General features: G+C 65.3%; 14 protein-coding genes and 1 tRNA gene. 3 read left to right on the top strand and 12 right to left on the bottom strand.

What is annotated here, in order from left to right; all coding sequences use genetic code 11:
• The first annotated feature begins 5 nt into the window (after nt 1-5).
• Both AB4Y73_RS10555 and AB4Y73_RS10550 read left to right on the top strand, forming a co-directional pair.
• The gene (locus AB4Y73_RS10555; RefSeq protein WP_441871377.1) at nt 6-503 is read left to right on the top strand and encodes a DUF2505 domain-containing protein; all 498 of its coding nucleotides are present in this window, start codon (nt 6-8) and stop codon (nt 501-503) included.
• Between the two features lie 4 nt (nt 504-507).
• Nucleotides 508-729: an SCO4848 family membrane protein gene (locus AB4Y73_RS10550; protein ID WP_441871376.1), complete on the top strand. Its 222-nt coding sequence runs from the start codon at nt 508-510 to the stop codon at nt 727-729.
• 132 nt (nt 730-861) lie between these two features.
• On the opposite strand, the gene sufU is transcribed toward AB4Y73_RS10550, so the two are convergent.
• The 9 genes from sufU to AB4Y73_RS10505 all read right to left on the bottom strand — a co-directional run bounded on the left by sufU (nt 862) and on the right by AB4Y73_RS10505 (nt 12,710).
• Nucleotides 862-1,311: a Fe-S cluster assembly sulfur transfer protein SufU gene (gene sufU / locus AB4Y73_RS10545; RefSeq protein WP_441871375.1), complete on the bottom strand. Its 450-nt coding sequence runs from the start codon at nt 1,309-1,311 to the stop codon at nt 862-864.
• 26 nt (nt 1,312-1,337) lie between these two features.
• Nucleotides 1,338-2,615, bottom strand: coding sequence for a SufS family cysteine desulfurase (locus tag AB4Y73_RS10540; protein WP_441871374.1), 1,278 nt, complete (start codon nt 2,613-2,615; stop codon nt 1,338-1,340).
• 496 nt (nt 2,616-3,111) lie between these two features.
• Entirely contained in the window at nt 3,112-5,799 is a 2,688-nt protein-coding gene (locus tag AB4Y73_RS10535) for a LuxR C-terminal-related transcriptional regulator (protein ID WP_441871423.1), read from the bottom strand.
• Nucleotides 5,786-8,521 carry a LuxR C-terminal-related transcriptional regulator gene (locus AB4Y73_RS10530; protein ID WP_441871373.1) on the bottom strand — a complete coding sequence of 912 codons (2,736 nt, stop codon included), beginning with the start codon at nt 8,519-8,521 and terminating at the stop codon, nt 5,786-5,788. The genes AB4Y73_RS10535 and AB4Y73_RS10530 overlap by 14 nt, the downstream gene beginning before the upstream one ends.
• A gap of 116 nt (nt 8,522-8,637) precedes the next feature.
• Entirely contained in the window at nt 8,638-9,228 is a 591-nt protein-coding gene (pth, locus tag AB4Y73_RS10525) for an aminoacyl-tRNA hydrolase (protein WP_441871372.1), read from the bottom strand.
• Between the two features lie 47 nt (nt 9,229-9,275).
• Nucleotides 9,276-9,857, bottom strand: a complete 582-nt coding sequence (locus tag AB4Y73_RS10520; protein ID WP_441871371.1) for a 50S ribosomal protein L25/general stress protein Ctc — start codon at nt 9,855-9,857, stop codon at nt 9,276-9,278.
• 210 nt (nt 9,858-10,067) lie between these two features.
• Entirely contained in the window at nt 10,068-11,048 is a 981-nt protein-coding gene (locus AB4Y73_RS10515; RefSeq protein ID WP_190988511.1) for a ribose-phosphate diphosphokinase, read from the bottom strand.
• 2 nt (nt 11,049-11,050) lie between these two features.
• On the bottom strand, nt 11,051-12,529 hold the full coding sequence (gene glmU, locus AB4Y73_RS10510) for a bifunctional UDP-N-acetylglucosamine diphosphorylase/glucosamine-1-phosphate N-acetyltransferase GlmU (RefSeq protein WP_441871370.1): 1,479 nt from the start codon (nt 12,527-12,529) through the stop codon (nt 11,051-11,053).
• A gap of 109 nt (nt 12,530-12,638) precedes the next feature.
• Nucleotides 12,639-12,710 (bottom strand) — tRNA-Gln (locus AB4Y73_RS10505).
• Nucleotides 12,711-12,871: 161 nt separating this feature from the next.
• Here AB4Y73_RS10505 and AB4Y73_RS10500 point away from each other — a divergent pair.
• On the top strand, nt 12,872-13,498 hold the full coding sequence (locus tag AB4Y73_RS10500) for a TetR/AcrR family transcriptional regulator (protein ID WP_441871369.1): 627 nt from the start codon (nt 12,872-12,874) through the stop codon (nt 13,496-13,498).
• 406 nt (nt 13,499-13,904) lie between these two features.
• Here the strand turns inward: AB4Y73_RS10500 and AB4Y73_RS10495 are convergent, their stop codons facing one another.
• From AB4Y73_RS10495 to rsmA, 3 genes are read right to left on the bottom strand one after another with little or no spacing between them, the layout of a single operon-like run.
• Nucleotides 13,905-15,731 (bottom strand): ABC-F family ATP-binding cassette domain-containing protein, encoded by a 1,827-nt coding sequence (locus AB4Y73_RS10495; RefSeq protein ID WP_441871368.1) that lies wholly within the window; start codon nt 15,729-15,731, stop codon nt 13,905-13,907.
• Between the two features lie 39 nt (nt 15,732-15,770).
• Nucleotides 15,771-16,733 carry a 4-(cytidine 5'-diphospho)-2-C-methyl-D-erythritol kinase gene (locus AB4Y73_RS10490; RefSeq protein WP_441871367.1) on the bottom strand — a complete coding sequence of 321 codons (963 nt, stop codon included), beginning with the start codon at nt 16,731-16,733 and terminating at the stop codon, nt 15,771-15,773.
• The gene (gene rsmA, locus AB4Y73_RS10485; RefSeq protein ID WP_441871366.1) at nt 16,730-17,602 is read right to left on the bottom strand and encodes a 16S rRNA (adenine(1518)-N(6)/adenine(1519)-N(6))-dimethyltransferase RsmA; all 873 of its coding nucleotides are present in this window, start codon (nt 17,600-17,602) and stop codon (nt 16,730-16,732) included. The genes AB4Y73_RS10490 and rsmA overlap by 4 nt, the downstream gene beginning before the upstream one ends.
• Between the last annotated feature and the right edge of the window lie 76 nt (nt 17,603-17,678).

Genomic DNA, 17,678 nt, shown 5'->3' with positions numbered 1-17,678 from the left:
GATCCATGGCACTGAGTGCAACCACCACCCTTCCGCATGCCGTTGACAGCGTCGCAGCCGTATTCATCAACGAAGACTTCCAACGGCACACGAGCGAATACGTCGGCGGCACGCTCGAATCCTTCGCCGTGGACGGTGACGTTGCCGGGGCTTTCAGCACCACTTCGGTCCGGACCCTGCCCACCACGCGTCTGCCCGAAATCGCCCGCAAGTTCGTCGGCGAAAAGCTCACGGTGACGCAGGTGGAGAACTGGGACGCCCCCGCCGCGGATGGCTCCCGCCAGAGCAACATCACGCTGAAAATTGCCGGCGCTCCGCTCGACGTGACCGCGGTCCAGCGGCTTATTGCCGAGGGCGGCTCCACCAGGGTGGAGCTCGAGGGCAACGTGACCTCGTCCGTGCCGTTCCTGGGCGGCAAAATCGCCGAGGCCGCGGAACCCATGGTGTCCAAGGCTTTGAACATCCAGTCGCAGCAGGCCCAGGCCTGGCTCGAAAGCCACTGAGTCAATGCAGCTTCCCTTGTTTGCCGCCTTACTGCTGATCATCGCCGGCGTCTGGTCGCTGGTGGTCTGGCCGCAGTTCCTGCGCCGGGTCATGAAGGATCCACGGGCTCGCGACGCCAACGGCAAAGCAACGAAGTTCCTCACGGTCCACGTGGTGCTCGTCAGCATCTCCATGGTGTTGGGAGCGGCCACCGCCGTGATCGGCATCGTCGGGCTGCTGGGCTGACTCCCAGGCTGTCTGCAGCGGATAACGCAGGCGCTTCCCCTGCCGGAGGGCAGCGGAAGCGCCTGTTTGTTTAAGCGGCCTGTGCTGTCCAAGCGGCCTGTTCTGTCTAAAACGCCCCCAGTGGGGCCTGGGTTATGCTGCTTGGTTGAGCGCGTCTTCGGCAGCCACCCACGAAATCATGGCGCACTTGACGCGTGCGGCGTAGCGGGCCACACCCTCGAATGCGGCCGCGTCACCGAGGATCTCCGGATCCGCGTGGACTTTCCCACGGGAGCGGAGGACTTCCCGGAAATTGCCGATGATCGCGTGGAGTTCGTCCACGGTCAGCCCCTCCGCCAGCTCGCTGAGGACGGAGGCTGACGCCATGGAGATGGAACACCCCGCTCCGTCCCAGGAAATCTGCGCGACCTTGCCGTCTTCCACCGCGACGCGAAGGGTGACTTCATCCCCGCAGACAGGGTTCAGCTGGTGCGACTGTCCGGTGGTCGCGCCCTGGGGTGCGTCCACGCCAGCCAGGCCGCTGCCGTGGCGGGCCTTCGAATGGTCAAGGATGATCTGTTGGTACAGCTGGTCAAGGCTCATATTCGGTATACCTTCGGGTGGCCGCGTCAGACGCGGAAGTAGGAGCGGACGCCGGCAACGGCCTCGAGGAACGCATCGACGTCGTCGGTGGTGTTGTATAGGTAGGCACTGGCCCTGGTGGTGGCCGTCAGGCCCAGGCGGCGGTGCAGCGGCTGGGCGCAATGGTGACCCACCCGGACGGCGATGCCCCGGGAATCCAGGAACTGCCCGACGTCGTGCGCGTGCACACCTTCGACGTCGAATGCCGCCAGGCCGATCCTTTCCTGACCAGCGGCGGGCCCCAGGACGCGGATTCCGGGAAGGGCTTCCAGACCGGCCACCATGCGCTGGCCCAGCTCCATCTCCCAACGGTGCACGCGCGCCAGTCCCGTTTCCGTGAGGTAGCTGGCGGCGGCGGCCAGGGCTACGGCCTGGGAGATGCGCTGGGTACCGGCTTCGAAGCGTTGCGGCGAAGGCAGGTACTCGGCCCGCTCCATGGTCACGGTGGTGATCATGGAACCGCCGGTGAGGAACGGCGGCAGCACATCCAGAAGGTCCTGCTTGCCGTACAGCACCCCGATTCCGGTGGGTGCGAGCATCTTGTGGCCGGAGAAGACTGCGAAGTCGACGTCGAGGTCCTTGACGTTCAGCGGCAGGTGGGGCGCGGACTGGCAGGCGTCCAGCACTACCAGGGCTCCGGCCGCCCGGCCCAGTGCCACAAGCTCGCTGACAGGATTGATGGTTCCCAGAACATTGGACGCGTGGGTGAAGGCGAGGACCTTGGTTTTGCATCCCAGGATCTCAGCCGCGACGTCCAGGCGCAGGGCTCCGGCGTCGTCGATGGGGATGTACCGCAACGTGGCGCCGGTACGGAAGGCGAGTTCCTGCCAGGGGATCAGGTTGGCATGGTGCTCCATTTCGGTGACCACGATCTGGTCCCCCGGGCCGACAGCCAGCTCCCGCAGCCTGGCATCGCCGCGGCCTTGGGCGGACCACAGTGCGGCATTGGAGAGTGCATAGCTGACCAGGTTCAGGCCCTCGGTGGCGTTGGAGGTCCACACGGTTTCCGCGTAGTCGGCCCCGATGAAGTCCGCCATGGTCTGACGGGCCTCTTCGAAGACTTCGGTGGCCTCGACCGCAAGGTGGTGTGCGCCGCGGTGCACGGCTGCGTTGCGCTGTTCGTAGAACTCCTGCTCAGCCTCGATAACGCTCAAAGGATTCTGCGACGTGGCGCCAGAATCCAGATACACCAGGGGCTGGCCGTTCACCAGCTGGTCCAGCACCGGGAAGTCATTCCTGATTCGGAGTACTTCGGCGTTGTCCATGGCCGGAACGGCATGTTCCCCCCCCCCCCCCCCCCCCCGCCACAGTGGCTCCGGGCTTCAGCCCGCGGATAAGAGGGCCGGCGACGGCTGGGGGGAGAGCCTCGGTCTCAGAAGACTCTGACGTCGCCGGCCCAGTCTCGGTCCGGCCCGGGGGCCGGAAAGTTTGCATTAAGACAGGACCTGGAAAGTCTGATGGTGGGAGTAGGAGGGCTTTCGCCGCTCCTTCCTCCCGACTCAAGTTAATCGCACGCCGACCCGGACGGCACGAGTAGGCAGTACTCTACTTCGACGGTATGGCTACGGGGTCAGGCCCGGCTGATACGCGCATTCCAGAAGGGGGTCCACTCGAACGTAGCCCTCGCACTGCAGGGAAGCCGGCTTGGAACGGGGCAGGCAGCAAACCGAAAGGACTCGGGCGTCCAGAACAGGCCAGAGCGTGCGCCGGAGCGAGCGAAAAGAAACGTGCTGCGGAGGACTTAGTGGGGCTGACTAGGGCTTAGTGGGGTAAGGCCGTGGACAGTTCGTCGCGGCTCCGTACTCCGAGTTTCACGTACGTGCGGTACAAATGGCCCTCCACTGTCCGTACGGAGACCATGAGCCGCTGGGCGATTTCCCGGTCCGTGAGGCCCTGGACTGCCAACTCCACAATGTCCTGTTCGCGGCGGGTGAGGCGCACCGTGGGCGCCGCGGCGATGAACTGGCCTTCCCGGAACCGCTCACCAAGTTCGTGGTCACATTTCTCCCGCAGGGCCACCGCTTGGCGGGACCGACGGCGTTCACCGGCTGCTTCGAAAACGGAGCTTGCCCGCGCGTACGCTTCCCTTGCCAGATTGACGAAGCCCTCGTTTTCCAGCCGGGCCGCCATCTCCATGAGGGCGTCGGCGTCGGCGGATTCCCAATGCTCCGCGAGGGAGTGCATCGCCGCAGCCCAGCGGCCTTGGACATTGCCTGCCAGGTTGTGCACTAAGGGGACCACCGAATGATCGCCCAGGTCCCAGCAGAGCGCCAACAGTTCCAGCAGCGTGCCGCAGCGGGCTGAGACTTCCGGGGTGGTGGCCAGGGTATGGAGGGACGCCAGTCCCTTCCCATCACGGGCCACATACTCAGAACCCGCCGCGGCGTAGGCCGTTGCGAGCAGTTCCTGGCTGGCTGAACCTTGAGGCGCGTCCTTGTAATCCAGCTCGAGCCTGCTGGATTGGGCAGCGTCACCCAGCCTCGCGGCCACATAGAAAGCCAGCGCAGATCCGAATCGGAACACCTGCAAGGGATCGTTGAGCCTCAGGGTCTCTACCGCAGGCAGCAGCGTCTGGTAAGCGCGTTCGATCCGCCCCTGCCGCAGCAAGGAATACCCGCGCAGCACTTGGACGCTGCCGGCGAAAGCTGCTGCATTCCGGGGCTGACCTGCCACGTAATCCACCAGCTCACGCTCTGCCGACTCCCAGTCCCCCAGGGCCAGGTAGTCGGCCACCAGACGGACCAGGACGAACTCATTGAAGAAAAACACACCGGTTTCCAGCGCAGCGAGTTCCGAAGCCGCCAGCAGCCCGGCATCGAGGCCTTCGACGGCGCGTCCGGCTGCAGCGTGGGTGTGTGCCAGCAGGGCGGTTCCCACCGTGCGAAGAGCATGGTCGGTAACGCTGGCGGGGTTCCGGATCCGGAGGTCCCGGACCTCGCTGTCCAAGGCCGCCCAGTTCCCGGCTTCGCCGAATTCCAGCATGCGCAGCAGCTGCTCTTGCCAGGGCGTACCTGTGTCTGCGCCAGTTTCAGGACCGGCAGTTTCTACGCCGGCGCTGCGGAGCGCCTCGCGGGAGTCGGCCGCGAACACTGCCAGTGGTGTTCCCAAACCTTGATGGACAAGTGCCCTGAGCATCAGGGCGGGGGCGGCCGCGGGGCTGGCTCCCAGCGGCAGCCAGCATCCGTCCAGGTGCTTTGCCGCACCGGCGTAGTCACCCTCGTTGTACAAAGCCCTCGCTTGAATGGCATGGGCCTCGGGCACGAGGGCCGGGTCCACAATCTTCGCGGCCATGGCCCGGGCGCTCCGGCTCCTGAAGTGCGCCAACGCAGTTCCGGCCGCTTCGAGAAGCTCCGGCTCTCCGATTTTCACTCCGCATTCAAGCGCCCACTCGACGGCCCTCAACCGGCCCTCTGACCCGGCCGGGGACGTTCCCAGGTGCTCGCGTACCCGTTCGAGAAGTTGCAGGCTCCGGGAAACAGAAATGGTTAACCGGAGGGCGTCGCCGAACATGGCGTTCCAGATCCGAAGATCGGCAGGCGAACCATGACTCTCCACCACCATCTGCTGGTCAAGCAGGGAGCGCACCACTTCGGCGCCGCAGATGTCCTCGATCACCTTGCGGCTCACAGGCCCGGCCAGTGCAATAAGTTTGAGGGCCTCCTGCTCTCCGGGAGTGCGGCGCAGCATGTCCTTCACCACAACGTTCGTCAGCCGCACCCCGTCGGCCGGCAACTGCCCCAGCAGCATCCAGATCCCGTTCCTTTTGGCGAGCTGGCCCCCTTCGGCGGCGTCGTGGAGCAGGGCATCGAGGATCCGTGGATTTCCGCCGGAAGCGCTCCAGATGGTGTCAACGCTTCCGGCGGGCACCGTTCCGTCCAGGGCGTGGGCGAGGACTTCCTCGATCTGTTCCCGGTTCAGCGGACGAAGGTCCACCCGGTCGGCAAGGCCGTCATACCAAAGCTGCGCCAGAGGCTGGGGCAGGCCCGGCCGCGGTCTGCCTGCGGCCACGACGCTGGCCCAGCCGGCGGAGATCATGTCCGCTACGATGCCCGCCGTGGCCTCGTCCAGGTGGTGGGCATCATCGATGACGAGCAGAAGCGGGGCATCCGTGCCCGCTTTGAGCTTTTCAAAGTAGCTCCACACGGACCTCAGGACAGCCACCGGTGACACTGAATCCTCGGCGGTCAGCTCACCTGTGTAGGGGGCAAGGATGCCGAAAGGAACGCGTGAGAGCGAGGAACTTCCATGGATCTGAACAACGATCATGTCAGTGGCCAGCCGCTCGGTAATGGCCTCGGCCAATGCGGTCTTGCCGATGCCCGGGCCCGCCATCAGGAACACGGCCTGACTGGTTCGGGTCCGGATGATGTTGCAGATCCGATCCAGCGGCTGCCGCCGCCCCGTGAGCTGGCGGCCCGGTTTCGACGAGTGGCCGTTAGACGAGTCCAGTCAGATCACCCCTGGACGTAACTCCCAGTTTGGTGAAGACCTGGTACAGGTGGCCTTCCACAGTGCGGACGGAGACGCCCATATCCAGCGCAATGTCGCGGTTGGAAGCGCCCCTGCCCGCGAGGCGGGCAATCTGCCGTTCCCTGCTGGTCAAAAGAGGGCTGCCGCTGCTGGGCACGATGGGCAGGCTGGCCACAGTGGAAGCCAGGATGTCCAGCCGCGCCTGGGCAGTCCTTGCGGCGGCCGGGTCGCCCGCCTGGCGGGCGAAGTCAACAGCCAGCGCCATGCAGCGTGCCTCAACAGCATCCAGTTCCAGGGTGGCGGCCAACTCCCCGCCTGCGAGCAAGGTCTTGGCGTCACGGGTCCGGGTGCCCAGTGCGATCAAACGCGAGATTTCCGCCAAAGGACCTTGGCGGTGACCGGCCACTTCTTCGAGCAGCCGGAAGTCAGCCTCTGTACCGTGGACGGTAGCCCCCAGCAGGCTGATACCGGCCAGCGTGTACCTCCCTGCCGCGATGTCGCGGCGGGCAGACTCCTTCAGCCGGTTGACGGACTCTGTGTCGTTCAGCCACCGGCCGGCCATGTCGGCGCAGAAGTCAGTGATGCTCCGGGTGACATGATCGGCGGCGCCGCCGATCCGCTGCAGCTTGTCCAAGTACTTCCGCGACTGACCGGCGTTGCCCAACTGTGCATAGGCGAATGCAACAGCTGCGAAAGCTTCTCGGCGGATGCCTTGGGCGGGCCGCAGTTCAAGTTGGGCCACCGCTGACAGGAGCGAATCCAAGGCAACGGCGCCGCGCCCGGCGAAGACGTAAGCGATACCGGCCGCCAACTCAGTGGCGGCGCTTCGGTAGGGAAGCTGGTGGATCTCGCGGGCTGACGGACTAAGGAGATCGATGCAACGGTGCCACTGGCCGGCGGTCAACAGGACATAATAAGCGCGCTCGGTGAAAGTCTCCCGCAGACCCACGATTTGGCCGGCGTCGGAAATCTGGCCGCCCAACTGCCTCATGAGGCTTAAGGCATCCATCTCCCGCCCGGTCATGGCCAAGGCTGTCATCAGGATCATTGCGGAATTCATCCGGAACGAAAGATCGGGGTTCAGCGCGGGGTCGGCAGCGGCTTCCAAGCCAGGAAGGGCCGCTGCGTAATCTCCCACGAACACCTGGTACTCGAATTCGCTGAGGCTGATCCTGTTGGCTGCAATGGCAACAGGATCAGGCCATTCCTTCGCGTTCCCAGCTTCAGATTCGAGCCGCTCCCGCGCCGTTTCCAGGAGTGCCGGTACCCTGCCTGCGTGGTCGGGCATCCAGACCATGACCCGTAACTTCGCGGCGATGACTTGGGCGTATTCCTGGACATCAAGGCTGTTCAGCTGCGGCTGGGAGATGTCGTCCAGGGCCGCCATCGCCTGGACCGGAAGATCCAGGAGCAGGTAGGCGGCAGCCTTCTGCCGCTGGCCTGCTACCCATTGGGGATCGTTGCGCCTCAACGCCTCGGCATATTTGAGGGCGAAGCGCGGGTCAAAAAGCTGAACGGCCGCTTCGGCCGCGGCCAGCGCCATGGCCGGACTCAGCTCGGCCTCACACTCGTGCGTCCACGCAGCGAACGCCATCAGCTCTTCCACCGTCATCCCGGCCGGGTCGGGTTCCTGGCCGGCCAGCAGGATATTCCGCAGTTCCCGCCGCCGCGTAATGCTCAGCCAGGAGCGCACAACGTCGCCGAGGTACATTTCGCGGAGTGAAACCCAGCGGCTCTCGGACGCGTCGATCTCCAGCAGCCCTGCATCTTCCATGTCCGCTACGATGCCGGCACCGTAGACGGTTGTGAGCCGTGACAGCTCCACGCGCCGGGCACAGGAAAGCATTTCGATGACTTCCTGCTCCTGCGGAGATTGCCGGGACCATCGCGACCGCACAATGTCTTCGAGGCTCGCCGCGCCGTCGAGCACTACTTTGTCCCGCAATGTCCAGACTGAGTCCGACAGCACCAGATTTCCGGACTGCTGCTGCTCGGCCACCAAGGCCTTGAGCAGCAGCGGGTTTCCTCCCACCATTTTGTGGAAGGTACTGACCAGGGAGGCGGAGACCCGGTGACCCAGCAGGGAAAGCAACACCTGGCGGGTCTGCAGCTCATTAAGGTTATCCAGCCTGACCTCAGTCAGCCGGCGGTCGGTGAGAAGCCAGTGGAAGTCCGCCGGGAGATCGCTGATCTTCGGTGCCACGGCAACAATGCGCGCGGTTCCAGTCAGCAGGATGTTCAGCAGGACACCGGCGCTCATATCGTCAATGCTGCCTGCAGTATCCAGGGTGATGACGCATTGGCGGCCGGCGGCGTCGCTGCGAATCAGTGACGTTATGCCGCGGAGAATGGCGGTTGGCGAACCCATGTATGCCTGGGGAAGACGCGCTAGAAGGAAGGCCAGGCAGCCGTAGGGGGTGTCGCCCGTGGTGGTCCCGCAGCGCAACTGCAGGGTCCAGACGTCGGGACCGAGCTCGGAGACGGCAGTCCTGGCCAAGGATGACTTGCCGACACCACGTCCGCCGGTGATGACCACCCCGAGGGAGTCGACGCTGGTCAGCGCGGTGCGGACGGCTTCGAGATTGGCACTGCGTGCTGGCGCAGACCATCGTTGCGCCTCTGACGTGCCGACGGTTTCCGTCCGCAGATCAGGGTCATTGAGCTGTGACCCACGTTCCCAGCTGAGTGGCTCGATTGACATGAACTTATCCCCTACGTCCCATAAGCGGGAACAAGCCCCATCGCCCCCCGCTTAGGAAGAAGACTACCCCTAGGCAAGGAAGGCTGAACAGGGATTAGGCATTTTTAGTTGTATTGCTACACGTCGGTCTTGGCCGGGTGGAACTTCTGCTGCGCCGCGGTCAGCCCGTCCCTGACCAGCATCTCCACGGCATCAGCGGCCTCATCCAGTAAGAACGGCACGTCCTTGCGTTCGGTGGTGCCAAAATCACGCAGCACGTAGTCAGCGGTATCCATGCGGCCCGGCGGGCGGCCCACCCCCACCCTGACCCTCAGGTAGTCCTTGGTGCCCAGCACTTTGGAGATGTCCCTGAGTCCGTTGTGGCCGCCCTCGCCACCGCCGGACTTGAGCTTAACGGTGTTAAACGGGATATCAATTTCATCATGCACCGCCACCACGCGGTCCAGTCCAATGTCATAGAAATTCGCCAGGGCAGCCACGGGCCCCCCGGAAACATTCATGTACGTCAGCGGCTTAGCCAGCACCACACGCGGCCCACCAATCCCCAGCCGCCCTTCGAGGACCTGGGCCCGGGCTTTATGGGTTTTGAAGTTTCCGCCCAGCCGGCCGGCGAGTTCGTCAAGCACCATCTGGCCGACGTTATGCCTGTTGCCTTTGTATTCGGCTCCGGGGTTGCCGAGTCCGACAATCAGCCAGGTGTCAGTCATTGTTCCATCCTAAGGTGGTCCGGACACGGCTGTGATCTGTGTGGGTACTACTCGGCTGCGGCTTCCTCGGAAGCTTCGCCCTCTTCTTCGACCTCAGTGGCCTCGGAGATGTTGATGACCAGGGCGTCGGCGTCGGCCAGCAGTACGGAACCCTTCGGCAGGACCAGGTCGGAAGCGTGGATGTGCTGCCCGGCGGTGCGGCCTTCGATGTCTACCTCGATGGCGGTAGGCAGGTGCGTTGCCTCGGCCTCGAGGGAGATGACGGTGAGTTCCTGGTTGAACACGTTGCCCGGAGCCAGCTCGCCAACAACGTGGACGGGGATGTCCACGGTGACCTTCTCGCCCTTGCGGACGGTCAGCAGGTCGATGTGCTCGATGATCTGCTTGATGGGGTCGCGCTGGACGTCCTTGACGAGGGCGAGGTGCTCTTCGCCGTTGACGTCCAGGGACAGCAGGGCATTGGCCGTGCGGACCGCCAGGGTGGTGGCCTTGGCGGGCAGCGTGATGTGGATCGGCTCGGCGCCGTGACCGTAGATGACGGCGGGGATCAGGTTGGCCATACGGGCGCGACGGGCAAAGCCCTTGCCGAATTCGGTGCGTACTTCTGCTGCGAGCTTCTGCTCAGACATGGGTATCTCCTCTAGAAATCTGGTGTTCAGCAAGGGCGGAGGTCTGTTGCGACCTTCAACGCCGGGCGGCCAAGTGCCACCCTTCCAGAAGGGAGATTCAGACCCAGTCGATAACGGAGACTGCTCTCCCTCGCCAAGGTGTCGTCAAAAAGCCTACCAGCGCCGGGCCCTAATACTGAAAACGGGACCGGCGCCAGGCGTAGGCCGCGCTTAAGCGTTGCCGTCGAACAGGCTGGTGACCGAACCGTCGTCGAACACTTCGTGGATGGCGCGGGCGATGAGCGGCGCGATGGACAGCACCGTCAACTGCGGGAAGCGCTGGTGGGAGGCGATGGGCAGGGTGTTGGTGACCACCACCTCACGGGCACCGGATTCGGCCAGCCGCTGCGCGGCGGGGTCGGAGAACACTGCATGCGTGGCCGCGATAATGACATCCTTGGCGCCGGCATTCATGAGAACCTGCACGGCCCCGGAGATGGTGCCGCCGGTGTCGATCATGTCATCGATCAGCACGCAGGTCCGGCCTTCAACCTGACCCACGACCGTCTTGGAAACGGCCTGGTTGGGGACGGTGAGGTCCCGACTCTTGTGCACGAACGCCAACGGGGCCCCGCCCAGGCGCTCAGCCCACTGCTCCGCGACACGCACGCGGCCGGTGTCCGGGGACACAACCGTGACGTTGTCGGCGCCGACCTTCGTGCGGATGTAGTCTGCCAGCAGCGGGATGGCCATGAGGTGGTCAACGGGGCCATCGAAGAAGCCCTGGATCTGGGAGGTGTGCAGGTCAACGCTCATGATGCGGTCTGCGCCCGCGGTCTTGTACAGGTCCGCCACGAGCCGGGCGGAGATGGGTTCGCGGCCGCGGCCTTTCTTGTCCTGGCGCGCATAGGGGTAGAACGGGGACACCACCGTGATCCGCTTGGCGGAAGCACGCTTCAGCGAATCGATCATGATCAGCTGTTCCATCAAGTGGTTGTTCAGCGGGGCGGGGTGGGCCTGGATGACGAAGGCGTCGGTTCCGCGGACGCTTTCGCCAGCGCGGACGTAGATCTCCCCGTTGGCGAAGTCGTAGGCGTCAATGGGGAGCAGCTCAGTCCCCAACTCCTTGGCGATTTCCCGCGCCAGTTCCGGGTGCGCCCGCCCGGCGGCAAGCACCAGCTTCTTCTCGCCGTGTGCGGTAATTTCGCTCATGATTACTTGCCCTCTTCTGTTGATGCTGGGGTATTTGAGGAGTCTGACGCGGCAGCCTGGGCCAGTTCGGCCGAGCGCGAGCCGGGGCGGTTGGCAACAACCCAGCCTTCGGCATTGCGCTGGGCAGCAACCGACAGGACGAGCGCGCCGGCAGGGACGTCCTTGCGGATCACCGCGCCAGCGCCGCTATAGGCACCGTCCCCCACGGTGACCGGCGCAACAAACACTGTGTTGGAACCTGTGCGGACACCCGAGCCGATCACCGTGCGGTGCTTCTTCTCGCCGTCGTAATTGGCGGTGATGTTGCCGCAGCCAATATTGGTGTCCTCGCCGATCTCAGCGTCGCCGGCGTAGCCGAGGTGGGAAAGCTTGGATCCCCGGCCGATGGTGACGTTCTTGGTTTCGTAAAAGGCGCCGATCTTGCCCGTATCGCCAAGCACTGTGCCCGGCCGCAGGTAGGTGAAGGGTCCGACGGACGCGCCCGCGCCGATGACGGCACCGGAACCGTGCGTTCGGGTCACTTTGGCGCCCTCGCCGATGCGGACATCGGTCAGGGTGGAATCGGGGCCGACGACGGCGTCCCTCGCCACGGTGGTGGCACCATGCAGTTGGGTGTTGGGGAGGATACGGACGTCCTCATCCAGGGTGACGGTGGAATCGATCCAGGTGGTGGCGGGGTCAACAACGGTGACTCCGGCCCGCATCCAGGCTTCGACCGTGCGGCGGTTCAGTTCCGCGCCGAGTGCCGCGAGCTGAACGCGGTCGTTGGCGCCCTCCACCTGCCAGCGGTCTTCGGTGACGACGGCGGCGACCCGACCGCCTGTCTGCCGCGCGAGGCCCAGTACGTCGGTGAGGTACTTCTCGCCCTGGGAGTTGTCCGTGGTGACGTGCACCAGCGCGTCACGGAGGACTGCGGCGTCGAAAGCGTAGATGCCGGAGTTGACTTCGCGGATCAGTCGTTCGGCTTCCGTGGCGTCCTTGTGCTCGCGGATGCCGGTGACGGAGCCGTCATCGCCGCGGAGGATCCGGCCGTATCCCGTGGCATCGGCGAGGAGGGCGGTGAGTACCGTGACGGCGTTGCCTTCGCGTTCATGGGTTGCCACCAGATCGGCCAGCAGGACGCCGCTCAGGAGGGGAACATCACCGTAAGTCACAACTACCGTGCCTTCGAGCTTCTCCTGGGCATCAAGGGCCTCCAGTGCGACTTCGACGGCGCGGCCGGTGCCGGGGACATCGTCCTGGTCAACGATCAGGGCGTCAGGGTCCAGCTCGTTCAGATGGCCGGCAACCAGGTCACGCTCGTGCCGGACCACCAGGGCCAGCCGGCCCGGGTTGATGCTGCGGGCTGCGAGGAGCGCGTGGCCCACCATGGAGCGGCCGCCGATCTCGTGCAGGATCTTGGGAGTACGGGATTTCATCCGGGTACCGGCGCCTGCTGCCAGAACAATGACGGCGGCTGGGCCGGTCTTCTCGGGGATCACGTACGGGCTCTCCTTGCTTGGTTGCGCGTGGCGCTGGGTGCGGTGCCTGGCCGGCCACAAGCCTTGCGGGGCACCGAGTTCATACTACTGGACAGTCTCCGCACAGCAGTTCCGCCCATAGGATTCGAACCTATACTCCACGGCTCCAAAGGCCGGGGTGCTGCCATTACACCAGGGCGGACCGTGCCAGAGGCGCAAGGCCAAGGCACAAGTAGTTATTTTGCCATGGGTTCAGGGCAGCCCGCGACACGGGCAGGAATCAGTGCACCGCGAGTCGCCTCCCTCAGGTGCCTCCGGCCGTTTCAACCGCGCCAGCCAACGGCCCTAAGGCATGATGGAAATGTGAGTAACAACCCACCCCGCGCACGGATGACTGGCGTGCAGAGGCGCAGCCAACTGATCGACGTCGGCCGTGGCCTGTTCGCCGCACGAGGACTCGACGGCACCACCATCGAAGAAATCGCCGCCTGTGCAGGCGTTTCCAAACCTGTGATCTACGAGCACTTCGGCTCCAAGGAAGGCCTCTACACCCAGGTGGTGGACTTCGAGTTCCGGATCCTCCTGGACGCAATTACCGCAGCCCTGACCGAGGAAGCCAAGCCCCGAGTCCTCGTCGAACGCGCCGCACTGGCCCTGCTCACCTACATCGAAGACCACACCGAAGGCTTCCGAATCCTCATGCGGGATGCTCCCCCGTCCCAGCCCGAAGGGGCCTTCTCCACCTTGCTTTCCCACGTCACGGCCCGCGTCGAACACATCCTGTCCGACGAATTCGACCGCCGCGGCCTCAGCGCCGAAGACGGAGCCATGTACGCCCAGATGCTCGTAGGCATGGTGGCCATGACCGGCCAGTGGTGGCAGGACAGCCGCCAGCCCGACAAGCAAACCGTAGCCGCCCACCTGGTAAACCTCGCCTGGAACGGCCTCACCGGGCTCAAGAAGGATCCGGAGCTGATGTCCGAGGGTTAGTCCTGGTCAGCTCTTGTGTGTTCGCCTTCGCAAGCTCCGTGGTTGCTATCGCGGCGCAGGAGCCCTTCGCCGTCGCTTAGACACAGCGCATAGGTGACGCTCCGGTCGCTGGGCGCCCTCCACGAGTACCCCTGTCGAAGGTTCCGCGCGGGTACTGTTCCGCAGGGGGACGTGAGGTGCTGTGTCGGAAGACGATCCTTCAGGAAGGTGACGTCCGCTCGCCGGAGGCGGTCCTTCGGGAAGGAGCGCATCGCAGCACATCGGAGCGCGGAGGTCGCCCAGCGACCGGAGCGCTCCCTATGTGATGTGTCTAAGCGACGCCGAAGGGCCGGCTCCGGCACCCAAGCAGCACCGACACCGAAAGGCCAGCTCCGCATCCAGCCAAGAGCCCACGAGTGGAGGAGGGCTACTCGCCGAGGACTTCCAGGGCTTCGAGCCATTCGAGTTCCAGGGCTTCGCGTTCGCCGGCGAGGTCCTTGAGTTTCTTGTTTTGTTCGGCGAGGGCGTCGAAGTCGGAGTCGGCTGTGCTTTTGACCATTTGGTCGTGGATCTTCTTTTCGGCCTGTTCCAGTTTGCCCATTTGGCGTTCGATGCGGTTCTTGGCCTTGCGGGCGTCCCGCTTTTCGGCTTCGGAGGCGCCGGTGGCCGCAGGGGTGGAGCTGCCGCTGGCGCCGGTCACGGGGTTGCCGCCGCCGGTGATCGTGGAGCCGGCGAGGGCGGATTCCCGAAGTTCAAGGTACTGATCCACGCCGCGCGGCAGGGCGCGGATCTTGCCGTCGCCCAAGAGCGCCATCTGGTGGTCGGTTACCCGCTCCAGCAGATAACGGTCGTGGCTGACCACCACGAGGGTGCCGGGCCAGCCGTCCAGGACATCCTCGACGGCGGCGAGGGTGTCGGTGTCGAGGTCGTTGGTGGGCTCATCGAGCATCAGCACGTTGGGCTCCCCCACGAGCAGGCGCAGCAGCTGGAGGCGTCGCCGCTCACCGCCGGAGAGGTCTTTGACCGGTGTCCACTGTTTCTCGTTGGTGAAGCCGAGCTGCTCCACGAGCTGGCCGGCAGTGAACTCCTTGCCGCCCACGTTGAAGGACCGCTTTTCGCGTTCGATGACCTCGATGACGCGCAGGTCGGAGACGTCGTCGAGCTCTTTGACTTCCTGGGTGAGCACCGCGGTGACCACGGTCTTGCCGCGCTTGACGTTGCCGGAGCTCGGCTGGATCTCACCGTTCAGGAGCTTCAGCAGGGTGGTCTTGCCGGCCCCGTTGACGCCCACCAGGCCCAGCCGCTCCCCCGGAGCAAGGCGCAGGGTGATGTTGTCAAAGAGCTTTTGGCCGGCGTCGCCGCCGAGGAAGTCCAGGGACACGTTCTCGAGGTCCAGGACGTCCTTGCCGAGCCGGGCGGTGGCCATTTTGCTCAGCGCCGTCGAGTCCCGCGGCTCAGGGACGTCCGCAATCAGGGCGTTGGCGGCCTCGATGCGGAACTTGGGCTTGGCCGTGCGGGCCGGGGCGCCGCGGCGGAGCCAGGCGAGTTCCTTCTTCACCAGCTGCTGGCGTTTGCTCTCGGTCACCGATGCGGCCCGGTCACGCTCGGCACGGGCCAGGACGTAGGCAGCGTAGCCCCCGTCGAAGGGGTCCATGATGCCGTCGTGGATTTCCCAGGTCTTGGTGCAGACTTCGTCGAGGAACCAGCGGTCGTGGGTGACCACCAGGAAGGCACCCTGGTTGGCCCGCCACCGGGTCTTCAGGTGCCTCGACAGCCAGGCGACACCTTCGACGTCGAGGTGGTTGGTGGGCTCATCGAGCATGATGACGTCGTGGTCCTCGATGAGGAGTTTGGCCAGTGCCACACGCCGCTTCTGTCCGCCGGAGAGGGCGTGGACGTTGGCGTGCCAGTCGACGTCGGATACCAGGCCGCCCATGACCTCGCGGATCTGCGGGTTGCGGGCCCACTCGTAGTCGGCCTGGTCCCCCACGATCGCGGCACCGACAGTCAGGTCGCCGTCAAGCACGTCGCTTTGGTCCAGGTAGCCGATGTTGACCTCGCTGCGTTTGGTCACCCGCCCGGAGTCCGGCGTGGACCGCATGGCCAGCAGGCGCATGAGGGTCGATTTGCCGTCACCGTTCCGGCCCACCATACCGATCCGGTCACCCTCTTCGAGTCCAAGGGTGATGCCGTCCAGGACGGTGCGCGTTGCGTACGAAACTGTGAGGTTCTCGCCGCCAAGAAGGTGTGCCAAAGGGGACTGCTTTCTGCTGCTGGGTAAAGTATCGGGCGCTTAAAGGAGGGTATCGGACATGATGCGTGCCCCGTGCACGGGCCCGTGCACAGGGAACGCCGTCAGACCGTAATGCCGCAGGTCCTCGGCGAGGCTGTCCGCGGCGGCAGGACTGCGGGTGAGGAGCGCCACGGTGGGACCCGATCCGGAGACGATCCCCGCCAGGGCGCCGAGTGCCTCCCCCCGTCCGAGCGTGTGGCGGAGCTTGGGGGCAAGTTCTATGGAGGCCCGCTGGAGGTCGTTGACCAGGACCCGGCTGAGGGCGACGGCGTCACCCCCGCGGAGCGCCTGCAGGATTCGGGGGTCCACGGCGGTCGGTTCGGCTGCTTCGTGGCCTTCAGCGTCCCGGAGCCGGTCCAGCGTGCGGAAGACCTCGGGAGTGGCCAGGCCGTAATCTGCTGCCACCAGTACCCAGTCCGTCTGTTCCTTAACCAGCGCAGGTGAGAGTTCATCCCCCACGCCGAGCCCGACGGCGGTGCCTCCGAGCAGGGAAAACGGGACGTCGGCGCCGAGGTCGGCAGCGATGTGTGCCAGTTCGTCCTTTGACAGCCCGCTGTTCCATAGGGCGTCGCAGGCCAGGAGGGTAGCGGCGGCGTCGGCCGAGCCGCCGCCCATGCCGCCGGCCACCGGGACGCGCTTGGTGATCTCCAGGTGGACGCCGGTAGCGTGCTCCGACACATCGGCCATCATGGCCGCGGCCTTGTAAGCCAGGTTGTTTTCATCCAGCGGGATGTCCACCCCGTCCAGGTCCAGGGTGCTCTCCGGGCTGATGCTGATGGTGATCCCCGGCGTCTGCGTACTGGTAGCAGCGACCTCCTCATAGAGGGACACTGCGAGGTAGACACTGGCCACCGAGTGGTATCCATCGGGCCGCAGCGGTCCTACGTCCAGGGAGACGTTGACTTTCCCGGGCGCCTTCACCCGGACCGTCCGGGCCGGAAACCGCCCGGCTAACGCATTCATGCCGTTGCCTCGCGGGCCTCGGCGATCCGTGCGAAAGCACTGATGTCGATAACTTCGCCCCGCGCCGTCGGGTCCACCCCGGCGGACACCAGGCAGCGTTCGGCCTCCGCAGCGCCGCCGGCCCAGCCTGCCAGGGCCGCCCGGAGGGTCTTGCGTCGCTGGGCGAAGGCGGCGTCGATCACGGCGAACACCTGCTCCCGGGTGGCAGTTGTGACGGGCGCTTCCCTGCGGGTGAAGGCGACGAGGCCGGAGTGGATCTTCGGTGCCGGCCAGAAAACGTTCATGCCGATCACTCCGGCCTTGCGCATGCTGCTGTACCAGGCGGCTTTGACGGACGGCACTCCGTAGGTCTTCGAACCTGGCCCGGCGGCCAGCCTGTCTGCTACTTCGTCCTGGACCATCACCAGTCCGTGCTGCAGGCTCGGGAAGTGCTGGAGCAGGTGCAGGACCACCGGCACGGCCACGTTGTAAGGAAGGTTGGCCACGAGGGCGGTGGGCGCTACCGGGAGGGACGTGACCTTCATCGCGTCGGCTTGGACAAGGTGGAAGGAGTCGGCGGCCTCGGGGCGCCACGCCCGCACCGTTTCCGGGAGCTTCGCGGCGAGGACCGGGTCGATTTCGACGGCGACCACTGCCTTCGCCGCATCCAGCAAGCCCAGCGTCAGCGACCCCAGGCCGGGGCCGACCTCGAGCACCGTCTCATCCGTCCCGATGCTGGCCACTGACACAATCCGGCGGATGGTGTTGCCGTCAATGACGAAGTTCTGGCCAAGGGTCTTGGTGGGCCGGATGCCAATTTCCTCTGCCAGCCGGCGGATGTCGGAGGCACCGAAGAGGGGTGCGGGCGCGGCGGCAGTCGGTTCAGTCACGTAGGTATCCTATCCCGGCGGCCATGACGTACTGCCGCTTCGTGGCCTTCCTGCGTCGTCCTGGCGGTGCCCGATC

The organism is Pseudarthrobacter sp. TAF60_1, from assembly GCF_052113505.1.
In the GTDB taxonomy this organism is placed as follows: domain Bacteria; phylum Actinomycetota; class Actinomycetes; order Actinomycetales; family Micrococcaceae; genus Arthrobacter.
Note: the sequence above shows the minus strand (reverse complement) of the source record. Positions and strands in the feature narration are given on the sequence as shown.

Excerpts from the sequence above, each read along its gene's own strand:
- AB4Y73_RS10540 (WP_441871374.1), bottom strand. The coding sequence starts at position 2,615 with ATGGACAACGCCGAAGTACTCCGAATCAGGAATGACTTCCCGGTGCTG.
- AB4Y73_RS10555 (WP_441871377.1), top strand. The coding sequence starts at position 6 with ATGGCACTGAGTGCAACCACCACCCTTCCGCATGCCGTTGACAGCGTC.
- sufU (WP_441871375.1), bottom strand. The coding sequence starts at position 1,311 with ATGAGCCTTGACCAGCTGTACCAACAGATCATCCTTGACCATTCGAAG.
- AB4Y73_RS10515 (WP_190988511.1), bottom strand. The coding sequence starts at position 11,048 with ATGAGCGAAATTACCGCACACGGCGAGAAGAAGCTGGTGCTTGCCGCC.
- pth (WP_441871372.1), bottom strand. The coding sequence starts at position 9,228 with ATGACTGACACCTGGCTGATTGTCGGACTCGGCAACCCCGGAGCCGAA.
- AB4Y73_RS10550 (WP_441871376.1), top strand. The coding sequence starts at position 508 with ATGCAGCTTCCCTTGTTTGCCGCCTTACTGCTGATCATCGCCGGCGTC.
- AB4Y73_RS10490 (WP_441871367.1), bottom strand. The coding sequence starts at position 16,733 with ATGAATGCGTTAGCCGGGCGGTTTCCGGCCCGGACGGTCCGGGTGAAG.
- AB4Y73_RS10520 (WP_441871371.1), bottom strand. The coding sequence starts at position 9,857 with ATGTCTGAGCAGAAGCTCGCAGCAGAAGTACGCACCGAATTCGGCAAG.
- AB4Y73_RS10530 (WP_441871373.1), bottom strand. The coding sequence starts at position 8,521 with ATGTCAATCGAGCCACTCAGCTGGGAACGTGGGTCACAGCTCAATGAC.